This is a genomic window from Streptomyces sp. NPDC050534 (genome assembly GCF_044457745.1).
Classification (GTDB): Bacteria; Actinomycetota; Actinomycetes; order Streptomycetales; family Streptomycetaceae; genus Streptomyces.
In genome coordinates this window covers 514,479-532,029 of sequence record NZ_JBITHF010000001.1, presented here as the reverse complement: position 1 = coordinate 532,029, position 17,551 = coordinate 514,479, and the positions used below count along the sequence as shown (strand labels likewise).

Genomic DNA, 17,551 nt, shown 5'->3' with positions numbered 1-17,551 from the left:
GTCCGGACATCAACAAACTGTTCAAGGCCCCTACGGTCTCGTGCTGTCCGGACGTCCCCGTTCGGATGCCCCTCCCCCGTCGCTCTGGAGTGCCCATGACCACCACCGCCCCCGTCCATCCGGTGGACGAGGTCCCACCCGTACGGCAGTTGGCCGCCTTCGGTCTGCAGCACGTGCTCGCGATGTACGCGGGCGCGGTGGCGGTGCCGCTGATCGTGGGCGGCGCCATGAAGCTGTCGCCTGCGGACCTGGCGTATCTGATCACCGCCGACCTGCTGGTGTGCGGGATCGCGACGCTCATCCAGTGCGTGGGCTTCTGGCGGTTCGGCGTACGGCTGCCCATCATGCAGGGCTGCACGTTCGCGGCGGTGTCGCCGATGGTGCTCATCGGCACGACCGGTGGCGGACTGCCCGCGATCTACGGCTCGGTGATCGTCGCGGGGCTCGCGATCATGCTGCTCGCGCCGGTCTTCGGCAAGCTGCTGCGCTTCTTCCCGCCGCTGGTCACCGGCACGGTCATCCTGATCATCGGCTTCTCGCTGCTGCCGGTCGCGGGCAACTGGGCTGCGGGCGGGGCCGGTTCGAAGGACTTCGGCGAGCCGAGGAATCTGGCGCTGGCCGCCTTCGTGCTGGTGCTGGTGGTGGGCGTGCAGCGGTTCGCGCCGGCGTTCCTGAGCCGTATCGCCGTGCTGATCGGCATCGCGGTCGGACTTGCGGTGGCGGTCCCCTTCGGGTTCACGGACTTCGGCGGGGTCGGCGACGCCGGCTGGCTGGGCATCAGCACGCCCTTCCACTTCGGCACGCCCACCTTCCACGTCTCGGCGATCGTCTCGATGCTGGTCGTGGCGCTGGTGACGATGACCGAGACGACCGGTGACCTGATCGCCGTCGGCGAGATGACCGGGCGCAAGGTCGAGCCGCGCCCGCTCGCGGACGGCCTGCGCGCGGACGGCCTGTCGACCGTTCTGGGCGGCGTCTTCAACACCTTCCCGTACACGGCGTACGCACAGAACGTCGGCCTCGTCGGCATGACCCGGGTGCGCAGCCGCTGGGTCGTGGCCACCGCGGGCGGCATCCTCGTGCTGCTCGGGCTGCTGCCCAAGCTGGGGGCCGTGGTCGCGGCGATCCCGGCGCCCGTGCTGGGCGGTGCGGGTCTGGTGATGTTCGGGACGGTGGCCGCGAGCGGCCTCAGAACCCTGGCGCAGGTGGACTTCAAGGACAACCACAACCTCACGGTCGTGGCGGTGTCGGTGGCCGTGGGCATGCTTCCGGTCGGGGTGCCGACCGTCTACGCGAAGTTCCCCGACTGGTTCCAGACGGTGATGAACAGCGGCATCAGCGCGGGCTGCCTGACGGCGATCGTGCTGAACCTGCTCTTCAACCACCTTCCCTCGAAGGCGACTTCAGCCGCCGAGACGGACGGCCTGCCGGGTGGCGGCGGAGAGCAGGGCGTCGAGGAGCCCCGGGAAGAGGTCGTCTAGGTCGTCCCGGCGCAGGCCGTTCATCTTGGCCGTGCCCCGGTAGCACTGCCGGATCACCCCCGCCTCGCGCAGCACCCGGAAGTGGTGCGTGGTCGTGGACTTGGTCACCGGCAGGGCGAACTGCGAACACGTGAGCTCGTCGCGGTCGGCGGCGAGCTCACGCACGATCTGCAGCCGCATCGGGTCGGAGAGCGCGTGCAGCACGGACTCGAGGCGGATGTCCGCGCTCGCGGGGTGCGGCAGGTCGCGGCTGCTGGTGGCGGGGGCGGTACTCACGGAGCCATTGTACGAGAGACGTCGTAGTTTGACATCTCACGTACTACGATGGCTATCGTACGAAGCGTCCTGCGGTCCCGCGAGAACGGAGCAGCTCCTCATGAGCGCCCTCTTCCAGCCCTTCACCCTGCGTGGCGTGACCATTCCGAACCGGGTCTGGATGGCCCCGATGTGCCAGTACTCGGCCGAGCCCGAGGGGCCCGCGACCGGCACTCCGAACGACTGGCACTTCACGCACCTCGCGGCGCGCGCGGCCGGCGGCACGGGCCTGATCCTCACCGAGGCCACGGCCGTCTCGCCCGAGGGCCGGATCTCGCCGTACGACCTGGGCATCTGGAACGACACGCAGGTCGAGGCCTTCCGCCGGATCACCCGCTTCCTCGTCTCCCAGGGCACGGTGCCCGGCATCCAGCTGGCACACGCCGGCCGCAAGGCCTCGACCGACCGCACCTGGACGGGCGGAGGGCCGCTGGGGCCGGACGACCGCGGGTGGCAGCCGCTCGCACCGAGCGCGCTCGCCTTCGACGAGCGGCACGTGGTGCCGACCGAGCTGACGGCCGATCAGATCCAGCAGATCGTCGGGCAGTTCGCGGACGCCGCCCGCCGCGCGCTCGCGGCAGGCTTCGAGGTCGCCGAGATCCACGGCGCCCACGGCTACCTGATCAACGAGTTCCTTTCCCCGCACTCCAACCACCGCACCGACGCCTACGGCGGCCCGTACGAGAATCGCACCCGTTTCGCGCTCGAAGTCGTGGACGCCGTACGGGAGGTGTGGCCGGACGACAAGCCGCTGTTCTTCCGTATCTCGGCGACCGACTGGCTGGAGGAGAACGGCTGGACGGCCGAGGACACGGTCCGCTTCGCCGCCGACCTCCAGGCGCACGGCATCGACCTGCTCGACGTCTCCACCGGCGGCAACGCCTCCGGCGTCCGCATCCCGACCGGTCCGGGCTACCAGGTGCCGTTCGCGGCGCGGGTCAAGGCCGGGACGTCCCTGCCGGTCGCCGCCGTGGGCATGATCACCGAGGCCGAGCAGGCCGAGAAGACCCTGGCCAACGGCGACGCGGACGCGGTGCTGCTCGGCCGTGAGCTGCTGCGCGACCCGTCGTGGGCCCGGCACGCGGCCCGCGAACTCGGCGCGGACGTGCACGTCCCGGACCAGTACCACCGCTCGGTCTAGCCCTACTGTCCCGCGAGCCGCTGCACCGTCCCCTCCAGCCGGGGCAGCGCCCGCTGCCCCCACACGGCGAGCGCGATCGCCGCGGCCACGCCCGTCCAGGCGACCGGGCCCAGCGGGGTGCAGCCGAACAGGTGGCTGGCACCCGGTGTCTGGACCAGGGCGACGAGGGCGACCGCGGAGCCGATCGAGGTGGCCCGGACCAGTGGGCTGTCGCGGCGGTCGAGGAGGGTCTGGGCGAGCTGGGTGCCGACCACCCCGCACAGCGCCATGGTGCCGGAGCGGCGGGCGGTGCCCGGGGTGAAGCGGCCGAACAGCCAGGCCGCGACGGCACCCAGAGTGGTCGTCAGGGCGCGATGACGGATCTGCGTGATGAGAGATCCGCCGAGCACGTCCAGCGTGTCCTCGGGCAGTCCGGCGGCCGCCCGGGCCGCCTCCTCGTCCGGTGTGACGGCCACCGCCATCGCCGGAAACAGGTCCGTGAACAGGTTGACCAGCATCATCTGGCGGGTGGTCAGCGGCGCCGCGCCCGACAGCAGCGTGCCCAGGATGCCGAAGCCCACCTCGCCCGCGTTCCCGCCGATCAGGATCGCGACGGCGTCGGCGACGCTGTGCCACAGCGCGCGGCCCTCATACACGGCCTCGATCAGGACCGAGAGATCGTCGCCGGTCAGCACGAGGTCGGCGGCGTTGCGGGCGGCCGCCGAACCGCGGGCGCTGACGCCGACGCCGACGTCGGCGGCCCGGATCGCGGCAGCGTCGTTGGCGCCGTCGCCGACCATGGCGACCACCCGGCCCGCGTCCCGCAGCGCCTCGATCACCTGGAGTTTCTGCTCGGGCGCGACCCGGGCCACCACGCCCACGTCCTGGAGCATCCTGATCCTGGCCGGGCGGTCCGCGGCCGTCAGCTCGTCGCCGGTGACCACCGCGCGGTCGGCGGGCCAGCCGAGGTCGGCGGCGATGGCGCGGGCGGTCTGCGGATGGTCGCCGGTGAGCATGACCGGCCGTACCCCCGCCTCCGCCAGGCCGCGCACCAGGGCCGTCGAGGTCTCGCGGGGCGCGTCCGCGAGCGCCACCAGACCTGCGAACTCCAGCTCGTGGAGCGGCTGGTCGAGTACGTCGGTTTCCAACTCGCCTTCCATCAGGTGCCGTTCGGCCACGGCCAGGACCCGCAGACCGTCGCGGGCGAGGTCGTGCGCCACCTGGGAGGCGGCGGACGACCGGGCGGCGCAGGCGGGCAGGACGACCTCCGGGGCGCCCTTGACCACGAGTACGCGGACACCGTCCTCGGTCCGGCCGACAGCGGCGGCGTAGCCGCGGCCCGCCTCGAACGGCTGCCCTTCGAGCTGGGTCCAGCCGGGGTCCGGGCCGGCCGCGTCGAGCACGGCCTCGTCGGTGGCGTGCACCGGCCGGTCGGAGCCGCCGTTGAGGTGCGGGCAGGCGCGGGCCGCTACCTGCAGCGTGCGGGCTCCGGCCGGGTCGTCCTTCGCGTGAACCGCGCCGCCGTCGTCGCAGACCCGCGCCAGGCGCAGCCGGTTCTCGGTGAGGGTGCCGGTCTTGTCGAAGCAGATGATGTCCATACGGCCCAGGGCCTCGAGCGTGCGAGGGGTGCGCACCAGGACGCCGCGCCGGCTCAGCCGCCGCGACGCCGCCAGCTGGGCCACGGTGGCCACCAGCGGCAGCCCCTCAGGCACGGCCGCCACGGCGACGGCCACTCCCCCGCTGACGGAACGCCGGATGGGGGTGCCCCGCAGCAGCGACAGCCCGGTCACCACTGCGCCGCCCGCCATCGTCAACGGCAGCGCCTTGCGCATGAGTTCCTGCAGCCGGCCCTGCACGCCGGCGGCCGGGGGTGTCCGCGCGGCGAGGTGGACGGCGCGGGCTGCCTCGGTGCGCTCGCCGATGTCGACCACGACGGCCCGGGCCAGTCCGGCCACGACGGTGGTGCCCTCGAAGACCATGCAACTCCGGTCCGCGATGGGGGCGTCGGGGGTGGGGTCCGTCTGCTTCTCGGCCGGCAGGGACTCCCCGGTCAGCGCGGACTCGTCGACCTCCAGGCCCTCCTGCCACAGCAGCCGGGCGTCGGCGGGGACCACGTCGTCCGTCTTCAGCTCGATCACGTCGCCCGGCCCCAGCCCGGCGGCGTCGACCGTTCGCGGTTCGCCCAGTGCGTCCTCGTCCGTGGGCGCGACGCGCGCCTTCTGCTTCTGCTGGTCCAGCAGCCGGGACAGCGCCTGCTCGGCCCGCAGCCGCTGGATGCCGCCCATCAGCGCGTTGAGGTCGAGGGCGCCGACGACCAGCAGAGCGTCCATGGCGGAGCCGAGGATCGCCTCGGCGGCCGAGCCGACCGCGAGGACGGGCGTGAGCGGATCGTCCAGCTCCTCGCGCACGGCCCGGGCGAGCTGGACGGACCAGCGCGCCGGCGCGAAGACGGGGTGCCCGACGGGCGCGGCCGCGCCCGTCTTCCCGCCCTCCCGCGCCGAGGCGGCTTCGTCGTCCGGCATCCGTTCCAGCGTGTCCTGTACGTCCTGCGGCTCCAGTTCGTGCCAGGCCACACGCGGGCGGGGATGCGGGGCGGGGACCGTCGCCACCCGCCAGGCCGCCCGCGCTCCCTGGAACAGGGACACCGCCGCGCCCACGTCGACCGGGGTGTGCCGCAGCCCGGGCCACGGCGTCCGGCGGGCCCCACGCGACTCGCCGACGGCCACGAGCAGACCGGACAGCGCGGCACCGGACCGGGCCAGGACCTGCGACTTGCGGCCCACGGCGCGCGCGGCGGGGATCGCGGTGAGCAGCCGCCACACGTCGGGCAGACCGTGCAGGGCGAGCACGTCCGCGCCCCACGCGACCGCGCAGTCGTGATCGGCGAGGGAGACGGCCACGTCGCCGCCGAGCAGCCCCGCCAGCACGTCGGAGTCGTCGGCCGAACGCGGCCGGGCGACCGTGACCACGGCGCCGCCCTCCTCGCGCAGTTCGGCCACGACCTCGCTCAGGGGCAGCCCGGCGGACACCACGCGGTCGGCGAGACCCGTGATCTCGGACAAGGCGGTGTCGTCCACCACCACGACGCTCAGCCGGGCGCGCCGCGCCGCGTCCAGCACGGCCTCGGCCCACGCGTCCGCCTCCCCGCCGGGGCCGAGCAGCGCGCTCGGATGCAGGACGACCGTGCCGGCCATCTCGATCTCCCGCAGCCGCTCGGTGTTGCGCACCAGGACGCCCGCCCGGGACAGCGCGGTGCTCAGAACGGCGTGGAAGGCGGCGGGCCCGTAGCGCGCGGCCTTGGGAGAGCCGGCGAGGACCGCCTCGGCCGCCTCGTTCATGTCGCGCTTGACCAGCAGGGCGGCCGCGGCGCCGAGCAGGCTGCCGGCCGAGGCGTTGCCGGCGTACTCCTGCGCCGGGGAGGTACGCAGCGGGGGCCGCGGGCAGTGGTCCGCGGGCACGCCCGCCCGCTCGGCCGTGCAGACCTCGTCGTGCACGGTCTCGAAGGCGGTCACGCGGGCCAGGGTCTCGACGAGCTGGCAGGTGCGCAGCGCGCCGTCCAGCACCAGCGCGGCCGGAGTCCTGCCCGCGCCGTGTGTGGCCGCGTTCAGGGCCGCCAGCAGCAGGTCCATGCGGGTGCGCCCGATCCGGGCCCGCAGCCGGGCGCGCACGGCGGGGTTCTCGCGCAGCAGCGTCACCAGCGCCGTCAGCTGGCGGGGCGTGGGCGGCAGCCGCAGCAGGTGGCCGGCGAACGCGATCGCGATGCCCGCCCCGTCGGCGGCGAGCGCCTCCATGGCGGCCCGCACACCGGCCTGGTCGGCCGGGTGCCCGAACTCCTCCACGTCGTCGTCCGTCGAGGCGAGTCCGTGCCGGGCCGCGAGTTCGGTGGCCGCGTCGACGACCTGGTCGCCGACCGCCTCGTCGACGGCTTCGACCACGAGTCGCCGCAGACCGCCGTCCCAGTAGGCGTAGAGGACGTCGGGCCGTTCGGCGAGTGCCGCGGCCACCTTGCGCACCCGGTGCTCCCGGCCGCCGTCGGGCAAGGCCGGGTCGGGCCGCTCGGGACGCAGCGCCAGATGCGCCCGCGCACCGGACCGCCAGGGCCGCGGGCCTGTCTTCAGTGCCGCGCGGGCGACCCGCACGAGGTGCGCCGCACCGTCCGCGCCGCGCACCCCGGCGCGGGCCGTCCCGGCCGCCGCCCCTGCGGCCGCGCCCACCACCGGTACGGCTCCGCGAACCAGCAGCCGGGGGCCGGCCGCCATGACGCCCACCGCCGCGACGGCCGGGCGTGACAGTACTTGCAGGACCATGGCGCGCTCTCAGCCGGTCGTACGGTCGGTCGGTGCCGTCGAGTCCTCGGAATCCGTGAGGGGGCCGCCCCCGCCGAGGAGGTCGGGATCGGGCTTGTCCGGCCCGGTGACTTCCATGTCCCCGGCAGGCGTAGGGGGTGGCGGGACGCCGGGGACCGGGGCCGCCGGGCCGGTCGGCGGTTCCGTGCCGAGGGGCGAGGACACGTCACCCATGACCGGCACCACGCCGAGAGGAGAGTCCGCCTCCTCCTCCACCACCGGCACCGCGCCCTCATCGCCATGACTCGGATCGGTCGCACCCCCGGCCCGCTCCCCCTCGGACCGCGGCTCGGCCAGCCAGGCCACGGCAGCTCCGGTGACGGCGACGGGCCACTCCACCGCGCCCGCCACGCCGACGACTCCGGCTCCGGCGTACACGGCCAGCCGCCGCCCGCGTGGCGACACCGCCCCGACCATGTCCAGGGCCTGTCCCGCCGCCCTGGCCACCGCTGCCGCACCGGGCACCTTCCGCAACACCGAAGCCGCGTTCCGCAACGGCCCGGGCAGGCTGACCGACGACAACCGATGCTCCTGCTGAGCCATGGCACTCCTCGTTCCATGTGCGTGTGTATGAGTCTTATATGCCTGTATGTATCTGTACGAGTCGGTATGAGACCGCATGCAGGAGTGGCCGAGTTCCCGTTCGGCGCCGCATCATCCGGCCTTGAGCTGGAGCAGCAGCCCTTGCCTCTGACCTGGCCTTGCTGGAAACCTCCGCGCAAAGCGTTGACCAGAAAGCGCTTACCCTCTACGTTCCGTTCAGCGATGTGACCAGCGGGCGTCACAGTAGACCCGTTGACCCACTTCGCTCGCGCACGGCGTTCAGCACGAAGTACGGCATTCACGTACACGATCGAGCAAGGACCCCTGAAGGGACGCACCCCCATGCGCACACACCCCCCACGTGCACACCCGCACAGATCCGTCCTGGCGGCGGTCACCGTCTCGACCCTGGACGCCTTCAAGTCCGCCGTCAGCGGCAGCGCCTGCGGGTGACGTACCACCACAGCTGGTTCGACAACGTCAACTCCCGCATCCCCAGCCTGCGTTTCGGCACCGGGCACTTCTACGACAACTACGTCGTCGGCGCCGAGACCGCCTGCCACTCGCGCATGGGCGCCCAGATGCTCGTCGAGAACAACGTCTTCCGCTCGACGACGGTTGCCACCACCGAGATCTCCCAGGTCGGCACCTTCACCAGTCCGCCCTACGGCTACACCGTCGAGCCCGCCTCGTCCGTCGTCACCTCGGTGACGTCCGGCGCGGGCGCCGGAAAGATCTGACCACCCCCAACCGGAAGAAGGCAAAAGAGACATGACTTCTCCCTTACCCGAGTACACCCGCCGGCGCGCCCTGAGCGCCACGCTGGCCTCGGTCGGCCTCACGTCTGTCATGGTCATGACGGGCGGCGGGCTTACCCCGGCGAGCGCCGCGACTTGGCCCACCGCCAACGGCAGCCAGGCCGTCACCGCCACCATCTCCGTGTCCGGCACCAAGGACTACGGGATGAAGCGCCTCTACGGCAGCGGCGACCTCGGCACCGGCGGCCAGAGCGAGGACCAGGACCCCATCCTCGAACTGGCCCCGGGCGCCGTCGTGAAGAACGTCATCATCGGCGCGCCCGCCGCCGACGGCATCCACTGCCTGGGTGCCTGCACCCTGCAGAACGTGTGGTGGGAGGACGTCGGCGAGGACGCGGCGACGTTCCTGGGCTCCTCCTCGTCCAACGTGTACACCATCTCCGGCGGTGGCGCGAAGGAGGCCAGCGACAAGGTGTTCCAGTTCAACGGCGCCGGGACGCTCAACGTCTCGAACTTCGCCGTGCAGAACTTCGGCAAGCTGGTGCGCAGTTGCGGCAACTGCAAGTCGCAGTACAAGCGCACCATCAACCTCAACACCATCGAGGCGACCTACAAGGGCAGCGCGCTGGTCGGGATCAACACCAACTACGGTGACAGCGCGACCCTGAAGAAGATCACCATCGTCGGGGACAGCAGCAAGAAGGTCGTGCCCTGCCAGAAGTACATCGGGAACAACACGGGTGCGGAGCCGCCGAAGAACGGCTCGGACGCCGACGGAACGTACTGCAAGTACTCGTCGTCCGACATCACTTACAAGTAAGCCCCCACGGTGAGAGAGGGCCGCCATTCACATCGGATGGCGGCCCTCGACGGCCTCAGGGTGTTCTCAGGGAGTGCCGACCAGGTGCCAGGGTCCCGATGTCACGACTTGGGCACACGCCCTTCACGAACCACCCACACCTGCGCATCATGCACGCCTGCACCAACACCCAGGGGGCCCTCATGAACGACGACGACCTGCTCAGGTTCCACAACGGCGACACCCTCCACAACATCCCCGTCGTCCGGGACGAGGAGCCACGTACCTTCCCGTGGCGGACCGTGGGGGCGGTGGCAGGTGTGGCCGCCCTCGTCGGCAGTGTGGTCGGCCTGTCCTTCGGCCTGGGCAGCCGCCACCACCCCTCCCAGACCGTGGCCGCAGCCACCGACACCCCGCCCTCGGCAGCCGCCACCACGACGCCGGTGGCCCCCTCACCGCCGACCGTGACAGCCACGGCCACAGTGCAGGCACCCACTCAGACGCAGACGGTCTACGCCGCACCCGCCGATGGCGCCGGAGGCGACAGCTCGACCGCCGAGGCCGTGGTCGAGCAGTACTACGCCGCCGTCAACGCGCAGGAATACCAGGCCGCCTGGGAACTCGGCGGCCAGAACATGAGCCCGTCCTACGACGCCTTCGTCTCCGGCTACGCCGACACCATGTACACGCAGGCCCAGGTCACTTCGACGGACGGCGAGACCGTGTACGTGCGCGTCGACGCCGAGCGCTACGACGGCAACACCGCCACCTACACCGGCAGTTACACCGTCGACACGAACCAGCACGAGATCAGCCACGGCAGCCTGACCCAGGTCGGCTGAGGAAAGCCCGGCACCGCCGTCGGGTCAGCGTCCGATCGCCCCGGTGATCTCCCGCTGGAACTCCGCGTACGCGGCGCGCAGTTCCGCGCCCGGCCAGTCGGCGGGCAGGAGTGCGGGCGGCAGCACGGGGTCGGCCAGCAGATGGCGTACGACCGCGGCGAAGGCGGTGAAGCGGTCGGCCGGGCGGTGTGCCGCGGCGACATGGGCGTGCAGCGCGCGGGCCGTGGCGGCCCAGGTGCCCAACGGCCACAGCTGGTCGGCCAGTTCACGAGCCGGCCGGCCGGGGCGAGCGGTGTAGGTCTGGGCCACCTGGGCGAGGTCCTCCGGCAGGGCGCGCCGGAGGTTGGCGGGGCGCAGCCACACCCCCTCGCGGAGTTCGGCCAGGCGCAGCGCGGCCAGCCGGATGCGCAGGTCCGCGCGTTCGGCGGGGCCGCGGCCGGTCGCCGTGATCACCACCATCTCCCAGTCGCCTTCCCACGCGCGCGTGCGCGCCTCCACCGCCTCGTCCTGGCGGCGCTGGCGGGCCAGCAGCCGGTCGCTGAGGCCGTAGACGGCGTCGGTGCGCCGCAGGTCTCCGGCGGCGACCATCCGGCTGAGCGCGGCGCGCAGCGTGGAGCCGCCGACGCCGAAGGGCTCCACCGCACGGACGAGTTCCTTCACCGGGAGCTCGGGCGGATGCGTGCCCAGCAGCAGGCTCAGCACGACCGACCGCGCGGACAGCGGCGGCAGCTCGACCTCGCCCACCTGCGATGACACGTTCATGGGCCGGTACTTTACGTGCGCCGCGCTGTTGCGTCATTGCTACGGCTGTAGAAAGGGTGCAACATGACGGCATGGCCTCCACACCCTCGTCCGCGCAGCCGCGGCACCAGTACGCCACCCACGACGTCACCAACCAGCCTCCCGACCTGGCGCCGTACGACGCCTCCGAGGACACGGCCCTGCTGGAGGGGCTGCGCCGCGAGGGGGCCGGCTGGGCCGAGGAGGACGTACGGCGGCTGGGGCTGCGGGCCGGCAGCGCCGAGGCGCAGGAGTGGGCCGAGCAGGCCAACGTCCACGAGCCCGTGCTGCGCACCCACGACCGGTACGGCAACCGCGTCGACGAGGTCGACTTCCACCCGAGCTGGCACCACCTGATGCGGGCCGCCGTCGCCGAGGGCCTGGCGGGAGCGCCGTGGGCGGACGAGCGGCCCGGCGCCCATGTCGCCCGGACCGCGGGCGGACTGGTGTGGGGACACACCGACGCCGGACACGGCTGCCCCACCTCGATGACCTACGCTGCCGTACCCGCCCTGCGCGCCCAGCCCGACCTCGCGAAGGTCTACGAACCCCTGCTGACCGGCCGGGAGTACGAGCCGGAGCTGCGGGTGCCGACCGAGAAGCCCGGTCTGCTCGCCGGTATGGGGATGACCGAGAAGCAGGGCGGCTCCGACGTCCGTACGAACACGACCACGGCGTGGCCGACCGCCGAGCCGGGCGTCTACCAGCTGCGCGGGCACAAGTGGTTCACGTCGGCGCCCATGTGCGACGTCTTCCTGGTGCTGGCGCAGGCCCCGGAGGGGCTGTCCTGCTTCCTGGTGCCGCGGATCCTGCCCGACGGGACCCGCAACACCTTCCGCATCCAGCGCCTGAAGGACAAGCTCGGCAACCGCTCCAACGCCTCCTCCGAGCCGGAGTTCGACGGGACCGTGGCCTGGCTGGTCGGGCCCGAGGGCCGGGGCGTCAAGACGATCATCGAGATGGTCAACTGCACGCGTCTGGACTGCGTGATGATGTCGGCCACGCTGATGCGCAAGACGCTCGTCGAGGCGGGCCATCATGTGCGCCACCGCAGCGCGTTCGGGGCGCGGCTGGTCGACCAGCCGCTGATGCGCAACGTCCTGGCGGACCTCGCCCTGGAGTCGGAGGCCGCCACGACGCTCACCCTGCGGCTGGCGGGCGCCGCGGACCGCGCGGTGCGCGGGGACGCCGGCGAGGCGGCCTTCCGGCGGATCGCGACCGCCGCCGGCAAGTACTGGGTGACCAAGCGGGGCCCCGCCTTCACCGCGGAGGCCCTGGAATGCCTCGGCGGCAACGGCTACGTGGAGGAGTCGGGCATGCCCCGCCACTACCGCGAGGCCCCGCTGCTGTCGATCTGGGAGGGCTCCGGGAACGTCAACGCCCTCGACGTGCTGCGGGCGCTGCACCGCGAGCCCGCCACCGCGCAGGCCCTCTTCGACGAACTCGCCCTGGCGCACGGTGCGGACGCCCGGCTCGACGGTGCCGTGACCCGGGTCAAGGACCAGCTGGCGGCCGGATCCGAGGCCGGCGCGCGCCGGCTGGTGGAGCAGATGGCCCTGACCCTGCAGGCCTCCCTCCTGGTCCGGCACGCCCCGGCCGCCGTCGCCGACGCCTTCTGCGCGACCCGGCTGGGCGGCGACTGGGGGCACGCCTTCGGCACGCTGCCCGAGACCGCCGATCTGGACGCCGTCCTGGAGCGGGCGCTCCCGGACGGGAGTTGAGCCCGCGCGATTTCAGGTCACCCGCCACGGAGCGGCCGGGCGGCACAGCCCGGCCGCTACGGGCAGGTCACGGGGCATCACCGCACGTGAGAGCCGTGGAGCCCGACCGTACCGACGGGTGAACCGCGGGCGAATTCTGCCTTGTGCTCCGGTCAGAAACCGGTCAGGTGAGCGATCACGGTCGTGGGGCCTGCTTAGGATCGATCGACGCCGCCTCGTTCGTACGACCCCAGGAGGCCCGGCATGCCCGAAGCCGCAGTCGGCGCCGCAGCCGAGACCGGCTCAGCGGCGCCCCCGCCCCGCCCGGCCCGGCGGCGCACCGTCCTGCTCGCGGGCGGCGCGCTGGCCGTGGCGGCCGCGGTGGTGGCAGCGGCTCTGGCGTCCGGCGGCTCCGGCCCTCGCCGTCACCCGTCGGCCACGACCGACGGCCTGCGGCACACCGGCGTCGAGATCACCTCCGCCCGCTGCGGCCACGGCTGGACCCACCCCGCGGCCGGCCACCAGGTCTTCGACCTGCGCAACACCTCCGGCAACGCGGAGGAGGTCTACCTCACCGACCCTGGGACGGGTGCGATCTACGGCGAGGTCGAGGGGCTCGCACCGGGCACCGAACGCCCGCTGCGGGTGACCCTCGGCAACGGCAGTTACGCCTTCAAGTGCGTGGCCGACGACGCCGACGCCGTCACCGGCCCCACGGTGCGCATCACCGGCGGCAAGGTGAAGAGCGGCCCGGCCGCCGTGCCCGTCACGCAGCAGGACCTCATCCCGCCGACGCTCGCGTACCAGAGGTGGATCCAGACCCGCACGGTCGAACTGGCCCGGAAGACCGGCGTGTTGCGCGAGGCGATCGACCGCGGCGACCTCACCGCCGCCCGCGAGGACTGGCTCGGCGCCCATCAGGTCTACGAGCGGATGGGGGCCGCCTACGGCACCTTCGGCGACGCGGACTCGGCGATCAACGGAACCACGGCGGGGCTGTCCGGCGGGGTGCACGACGCGGGCTTCACCGGCTTCCACCGCGTGGAGTACGGGCTGTGGCACGGTGAGTCGGCGAGCAGCCTGCGCGCTCCGGCCGCCCGGCTCGTCAAGGCCGTGGACGATCTGCGCGACCGCTGGCCCGACGAGCGCATGGATCCGGCCGACATAGGTCTGCGGGCGCACGAGATCCTGGAGAACACCGTGCAGTTCGAGCTGACCGGCCGTACCGACTACGGCAGCGGCACCAACCTCGCCACCGCCCGCGCCAACCTCGACGGCACGAGTGAACTGCTCGGCCATCTGCGGCCGTTGCTGAAGACCCGCGCCCCCGGCCTGTCCGCGATCGGCTCCTGGACGGCCCGCACCCGGCGCACGCTGGACGGCTTCGACCACGACGGCCGCTGGACGCCACTGGACCGGCTGACCCGCGCCCAGCGGGAGAAGCTCGACGCGGACCTGGGCGAGCTGGTCGAGCGGCTCGCCGACGTGGCCGCCCTGACGGACGTACGGAGGACGGCGTGAACCCGGTGAACAACGTCGGACGCCGGGGCTTCCTGGCCGGCGCGGCGGCCGTGGCCGGAACGGGCCTGGTGGCCGCCGACCACGCCGCCGCCCTGGCGGCCGGGCCGTCCGGCGGGAGTGCGCGCGTGGCCTTCCACGGACCGCACCAGGCCGGCATCCTCACCCCGGCACAGCGGGCCACCGCGTTCGTGTCGTTCGACACCACCGCCGCCGACCGTGGCGAACTGACCGACCTGCTGCGCACGTTGACCGACAGGGCCCGGTACCTCACCGCGGGCGGCAGCCCCGAGGAGCTGGGCATCACGGCGCCGCCGGCCGACTCCGGCACGCTCGGCCCGGACGTTCCGGCGGACGGCCTGACCGTCACCGTCGGCGCCGGCGCCTCCCTCTTCGACGGCCGTTACGGTCTGGCCTCCCGCAGGCCCCACCGGTTGACCGCCATGCCGTCGTTCCCCGACGACGACCTGGACGCGGCGTGGTGCCACGGCGATCTGAGCGTGCAGCTCTGTGCCGGCCACCAGGACACGGTGCTGCACGCCCTGCGCGACATCGCCCGGCACACCCGCGGCGGCATGCAGGTGCGCTGGCGCATGGACGGCTTCGTCAGCCCGTCCCGCCCCTCGGGCACGCCCCGCAACCACATGGGCTTCAAGGACGGCATCGCCAACCCCGACGTGCGCGACGCCCGTTCGATGGACCGCCTGGTGTGGGTGGGCGCCGGGGCGGGAGAGCCGGCCTGGGCGACGGGCGGCAGCTATCAGGTCGTACGGCTCATCCGCATGCTGGTGGAGTTCTGGGACCGGGTCTCGATCACCGAGCAGGAGCGGATGTTCGGGCGCGCCCGGGACTCCGGCGCACCCCTGGACGGCCGCCACGAGAAGGACACGCCCAACTACCCGCAGGATCCCCAGGGTGACGTGATCCCCCTGGACAGCCACATCCGCAAGGCCAACCCGCGCACCGCCGCCACCGCCGACCAGCGCATCCTGCGCCGCGCCTACAACTACGACCGCGGCACGGACACCAACGGCAACCTCGACATGGGCCTGCTGTTCTGCTGCTACCAGCAGGATCTGGCCCGGCAGTTCGAGACCGTGCAGAAACGGCTGGCCGGTGAGCCGCTGGTCGACTACGTCACCCCGTTCGGCGGCGGCTACTTCTTCGCCCTGCCCGGTGTCCGCGACGCCTCCGACTGGCTCGGGCGCACACTTCTGGCCTGAACCCGTCTGACGGATTCCGGTCAAGAACTGATCAAAATACGATGAGGATTTCCTGACCGAAGATTCGCTGCGGCGTCATTGCCGCTCCCCCACACCGCCGCCACCATTGCCCAGGATCGGCAATCGATGTCATGGCCACCCATACCGTGGCAGTGGAACTCGGTTCTCCCGGAAGGCGAGACAGCATGATCGGCACAGGCAGAACATCAAGGGCGCGGCGTCGGCTGGCGCGCGCGGGCGCCCTGCTCGGTGCGGCAGCCCTGGCGGGCGCGGGCGGAGTCCTCCCCGCCTCGGCGTCCTCCGCACACGGCGGTCACGGCCACCACGGCACACACACCGCGACGCCGATCAAGCACATCGTGGTGATCTACGACGAGAACAACTCGTTCGACCACTACTTCGCGACGTATCCGAAGGCCGCCAACACCGACGGCACCAAGTTCAAGGCCGCGGCGCACACGCCGAAGGCGGACAACCTCCTCAACGCCGGGCTGCTGGAGAAGAACCCGAACCTCTACAAGCCCAAGCGGCTGGCCAGTTCGCAGGCCATGACCTGCGACCAGAACCACTCCTACGGCCCCGAGCAGTACGCGGCCGACGGCGGCAAGGCCGACAAGTACGTCGAGAACACCGAGGTCAACAAGTGCAGCGGGCTCTTCGGTGAGCCCGGCCTGGTGATGGACTACTACGACGGCAACACCGTCACGGCGCTGTGGAACTACGCGCAGCACTACTCGCTCAACGACAGGTCGTTCAGCTCGGTCTACGGGCCCTCCAGCCCCGGGGCGATCAACCTGGTCTCCGGCCAGACCCACGGCGTGATCTCCGTCGACCCGGCCAGTGGCACGGAGAACCCCAAGCAGACGTCGAAACCGGACCCGTACACCGTCGTCTCCCCCGACGCCAAGGGCGTCGGCACGATGATCAACGACCCGGACCCCGCCTTCGACGACTGCGCGGGCAAGGACCACACCTCGGCCAACGCGCTGGCGGTCATGCAGGGCCGGAACGTCGGTGACCTGCTCAACGCCAAGGGTGTGAGCTGGGGCTGGTTCCAGGGCGGCTTCCGGCCCAGCACCCCCTGGGACGGCAAGCAGGGCGACTACGCCAAGTGCGCCGGCTCCACCCACACCAACGTCGGCGGCGCCGCGTCGGAGGACTACAGCCCGCACCACGCGCCGTTCCAGTACTACAAGTCGACGGCCAACCCGCACCACCTGGCCCCGAAGAGCGTCGCGGAGATCGGCCACGCCGGCCGGGCCAACCACAACTACGACCTGACGGACTTCGACGCCGCGCTCCAGGCGGGCAACCTGCCCGCGGTCAGCTTCCTGAAGGCCGCCGAGTACCAGGACGGCCACGCGGGTTACTCGGACCCGATCGACGAGCAGCACTTCCTGGTGAACGAGATCAACGCGCTGCAGAAGTCGCCGCAGTGGAAGAGCACCGCGGTCGTGGTCGCCTACGACGACTCCGACGGCTGGTACGACCACGTCGTCTCGAAGGTGCTCAACGGCTCCAAGGACTCCACCGTCGGCTCCAACGGCAAGGCGACCGACAGCCCCGCCTGCCAGTCCGGTCCGGCCGCCGCGGGCGGCTACGCGGACCGCTGCGGACCTGGCCCCCGGCAGCCGCTGCTGGTCATCTCCCCCTACAGCAAGGTCAATTCGATCGACCACACCGCCACCGAGCAGACGTCGATCACCCAGTTCATCGAGAACAACTGGGGCACCGGCCGCATCGGTGACGCCTCGTTCGACCGCCGGGCGGGCAGTCTGGGCGGCATGTTCGACTTCCGGCACCCCAACAACAAGCAGGTGCTGCTGAACTCGGACGGGTCGGTCAAGTCCGTGACGGGAATCCCGCACCACGGCTCCACGGCCGCCTCGACATCCGCCAAGGGCGCCTACGCGCCCTACGTGCAGGACCTCAAGGCGCAGAACGTGGCCGACAGCAGCCCCGCCTCCCCGGCCGTGCCGATCGCCGTCGCCGCCGGTCTGCTGGCGGCCGGCGCGACCGGCACGGCGTTCGCCCTGCACCGCCGCAAGCGGGCCGGGCAGCCGGCCGCGCAGTAACGGCACACGCGCAGGAGAGGGGCCGCGGGCACTGTGCCCGCGGCCCCTTCG

12 protein-coding genes and 1 pseudogene are annotated in these 17,551 nt (G+C 72.4%); 9 read left to right on the top strand and 4 right to left on the bottom strand.

Going from position 1 to position 17,551, the window contains the following annotated elements; genetic code table 11:
* Positions 1 to 95 precede the first annotated feature (95 nt).
* Positions 96 to 1,481 carry a nucleobase:cation symporter-2 family protein gene (locus tag ACIBN2_RS02365; RefSeq protein WP_399132214.1) on the top strand — a complete coding sequence of 462 codons (1,386 nt, stop codon included), beginning with the start codon at positions 96 to 98 and terminating at the stop codon, positions 1,479 to 1,481.
* On the opposite strand, the gene ACIBN2_RS02360 is transcribed toward ACIBN2_RS02365, so the two are convergent.
* Entirely contained in the window at positions 1,404 to 1,757 is a 354-nt protein-coding gene (locus tag ACIBN2_RS02360; RefSeq protein ID WP_399132213.1) for an ArsR/SmtB family transcription factor, read from the bottom strand. The genes ACIBN2_RS02365 and ACIBN2_RS02360 overlap by 78 nt on opposite strands.
* 100 nt (positions 1,758 to 1,857) lie before the next feature.
* On the opposite strand from ACIBN2_RS02360, the gene ACIBN2_RS02355 reads away from it, so the two are divergent.
* Entirely contained in the window at positions 1,858 to 2,937 is a 1,080-nt protein-coding gene (locus tag ACIBN2_RS02355) for an NADH:flavin oxidoreductase/NADH oxidase (RefSeq protein ID WP_399132212.1), read from the top strand.
* 2 nt (positions 2,938 to 2,939) lie between these two features.
* Here the strand turns inward: ACIBN2_RS02355 and ACIBN2_RS02350 are convergent, their stop codons facing one another.
* Positions 2,940 to 7,223: a cation-translocating P-type ATPase gene (locus ACIBN2_RS02350; protein ID WP_399132211.1), complete on the bottom strand. Its 4,284-nt coding sequence runs from the start codon at positions 7,221 to 7,223 to the stop codon at positions 2,940 to 2,942.
* Between the two features lie 9 nt (positions 7,224 to 7,232).
* Positions 7,233 to 7,805: a hypothetical protein gene (locus tag ACIBN2_RS02345; protein WP_399132210.1), complete on the bottom strand. Its 573-nt coding sequence runs from the start codon at positions 7,803 to 7,805 to the stop codon at positions 7,233 to 7,235.
* A 443-nt stretch (positions 7,806 to 8,248) separates the two neighbouring features.
* Here ACIBN2_RS02345 and ACIBN2_RS02340 point away from each other — a divergent pair.
* The 3 genes and pseudogenes from ACIBN2_RS02340 to ACIBN2_RS02330 form a co-directional block, all read left to right on the top strand.
* A pseudogene (locus tag ACIBN2_RS02340) lies at positions 8,249 to 8,545 on the top strand (pectate lyase); the annotation flags it as partial.
* A 31-nt stretch (positions 8,546 to 8,576) separates the two neighbouring features.
* A complete protein-coding gene (locus ACIBN2_RS02335) occupies positions 8,577 to 9,383 on the top strand; it encodes a pectate lyase (protein WP_399132209.1) in 807 nt (268 codons plus the stop codon).
* Between the two features lie 182 nt (positions 9,384 to 9,565).
* Positions 9,566 to 10,204: a hypothetical protein gene (locus tag ACIBN2_RS02330; RefSeq protein WP_399132208.1), complete on the top strand. Its 639-nt coding sequence runs from the start codon at positions 9,566 to 9,568 to the stop codon at positions 10,202 to 10,204.
* 24 nt (positions 10,205 to 10,228) lie between these two features.
* Here the strand turns inward: ACIBN2_RS02330 and ACIBN2_RS02325 are convergent, their stop codons facing one another.
* Positions 10,229 to 10,966: a PaaX family transcriptional regulator C-terminal domain-containing protein gene (locus ACIBN2_RS02325; RefSeq protein WP_399132207.1), complete on the bottom strand. Its 738-nt coding sequence runs from the start codon at positions 10,964 to 10,966 to the stop codon at positions 10,229 to 10,231.
* 71 nt (positions 10,967 to 11,037) lie between these two features.
* Here ACIBN2_RS02325 and ACIBN2_RS02320 point away from each other — a divergent pair, with 71 nt between their 5' ends.
* The 4 genes from ACIBN2_RS02320 to ACIBN2_RS02305 all read left to right on the top strand — a co-directional run bounded on the left by ACIBN2_RS02320 (position 11,038) and on the right by ACIBN2_RS02305 (position 17,500).
* Positions 11,038 to 12,705 (top strand): DNA alkylation response protein, encoded by a 1,668-nt coding sequence (locus ACIBN2_RS02320; RefSeq protein ID WP_399132206.1) that lies wholly within the window; start codon positions 11,038 to 11,040, stop codon positions 12,703 to 12,705.
* Between the two features lie 243 nt (positions 12,706 to 12,948).
* Positions 12,949 to 14,205, top strand: a complete 1,257-nt coding sequence (locus ACIBN2_RS02315; RefSeq protein WP_399132205.1) for an EfeM/EfeO family lipoprotein — start codon at positions 12,949 to 12,951, stop codon at positions 14,203 to 14,205.
* Positions 14,202 to 15,425, top strand: a complete 1,224-nt coding sequence (gene efeB / locus ACIBN2_RS02310) for an iron uptake transporter deferrochelatase/peroxidase subunit (RefSeq protein ID WP_399132204.1) — start codon at positions 14,202 to 14,204, stop codon at positions 15,423 to 15,425. The genes ACIBN2_RS02315 and efeB overlap by 4 nt, the downstream gene beginning before the upstream one ends.
* A 185-nt stretch (positions 15,426 to 15,610) precedes the next feature.
* Positions 15,611 to 17,500, top strand: coding sequence for a phospholipase C (locus ACIBN2_RS02305; protein ID WP_399132203.1), 1,890 nt, complete (start codon positions 15,611 to 15,613; stop codon positions 17,498 to 17,500).
* Positions 17,501 to 17,551: the final 51 nt, after the last annotated feature.

Excerpts from the sequence above, each read along its gene's own strand:
- ACIBN2_RS02305 (WP_399132203.1), top strand. The coding sequence starts at position 15,611 with ATGATCGGCACAGGCAGAACATCAAGGGCGCGGCGTCGGCTGGCGCGC.
- ACIBN2_RS02330 (WP_399132208.1), top strand. The coding sequence starts at position 9,566 with ATGAACGACGACGACCTGCTCAGGTTCCACAACGGCGACACCCTCCAC.
- ACIBN2_RS02335 (WP_399132209.1), top strand. The coding sequence starts at position 8,577 with ATGACTTCTCCCTTACCCGAGTACACCCGCCGGCGCGCCCTGAGCGCC.
- ACIBN2_RS02325 (WP_399132207.1), bottom strand. The coding sequence starts at position 10,966 with ATGAACGTGTCATCGCAGGTGGGCGAGGTCGAGCTGCCGCCGCTGTCC.
- ACIBN2_RS02355 (WP_399132212.1), top strand. The coding sequence starts at position 1,858 with ATGAGCGCCCTCTTCCAGCCCTTCACCCTGCGTGGCGTGACCATTCCG.
- ACIBN2_RS02315 (WP_399132205.1), top strand. The coding sequence starts at position 12,949 with ATGCCCGAAGCCGCAGTCGGCGCCGCAGCCGAGACCGGCTCAGCGGCG.
- ACIBN2_RS02365 (WP_399132214.1), top strand. The coding sequence starts at position 96 with ATGACCACCACCGCCCCCGTCCATCCGGTGGACGAGGTCCCACCCGTA.
- ACIBN2_RS02320 (WP_399132206.1), top strand. The coding sequence starts at position 11,038 with ATGGCCTCCACACCCTCGTCCGCGCAGCCGCGGCACCAGTACGCCACC.
- ACIBN2_RS02350 (WP_399132211.1), bottom strand. The coding sequence starts at position 7,223 with ATGGTCCTGCAAGTACTGTCACGCCCGGCCGTCGCGGCGGTGGGCGTC.
- ACIBN2_RS02345 (WP_399132210.1), bottom strand. The coding sequence starts at position 7,805 with ATGGCTCAGCAGGAGCATCGGTTGTCGTCGGTCAGCCTGCCCGGGCCG.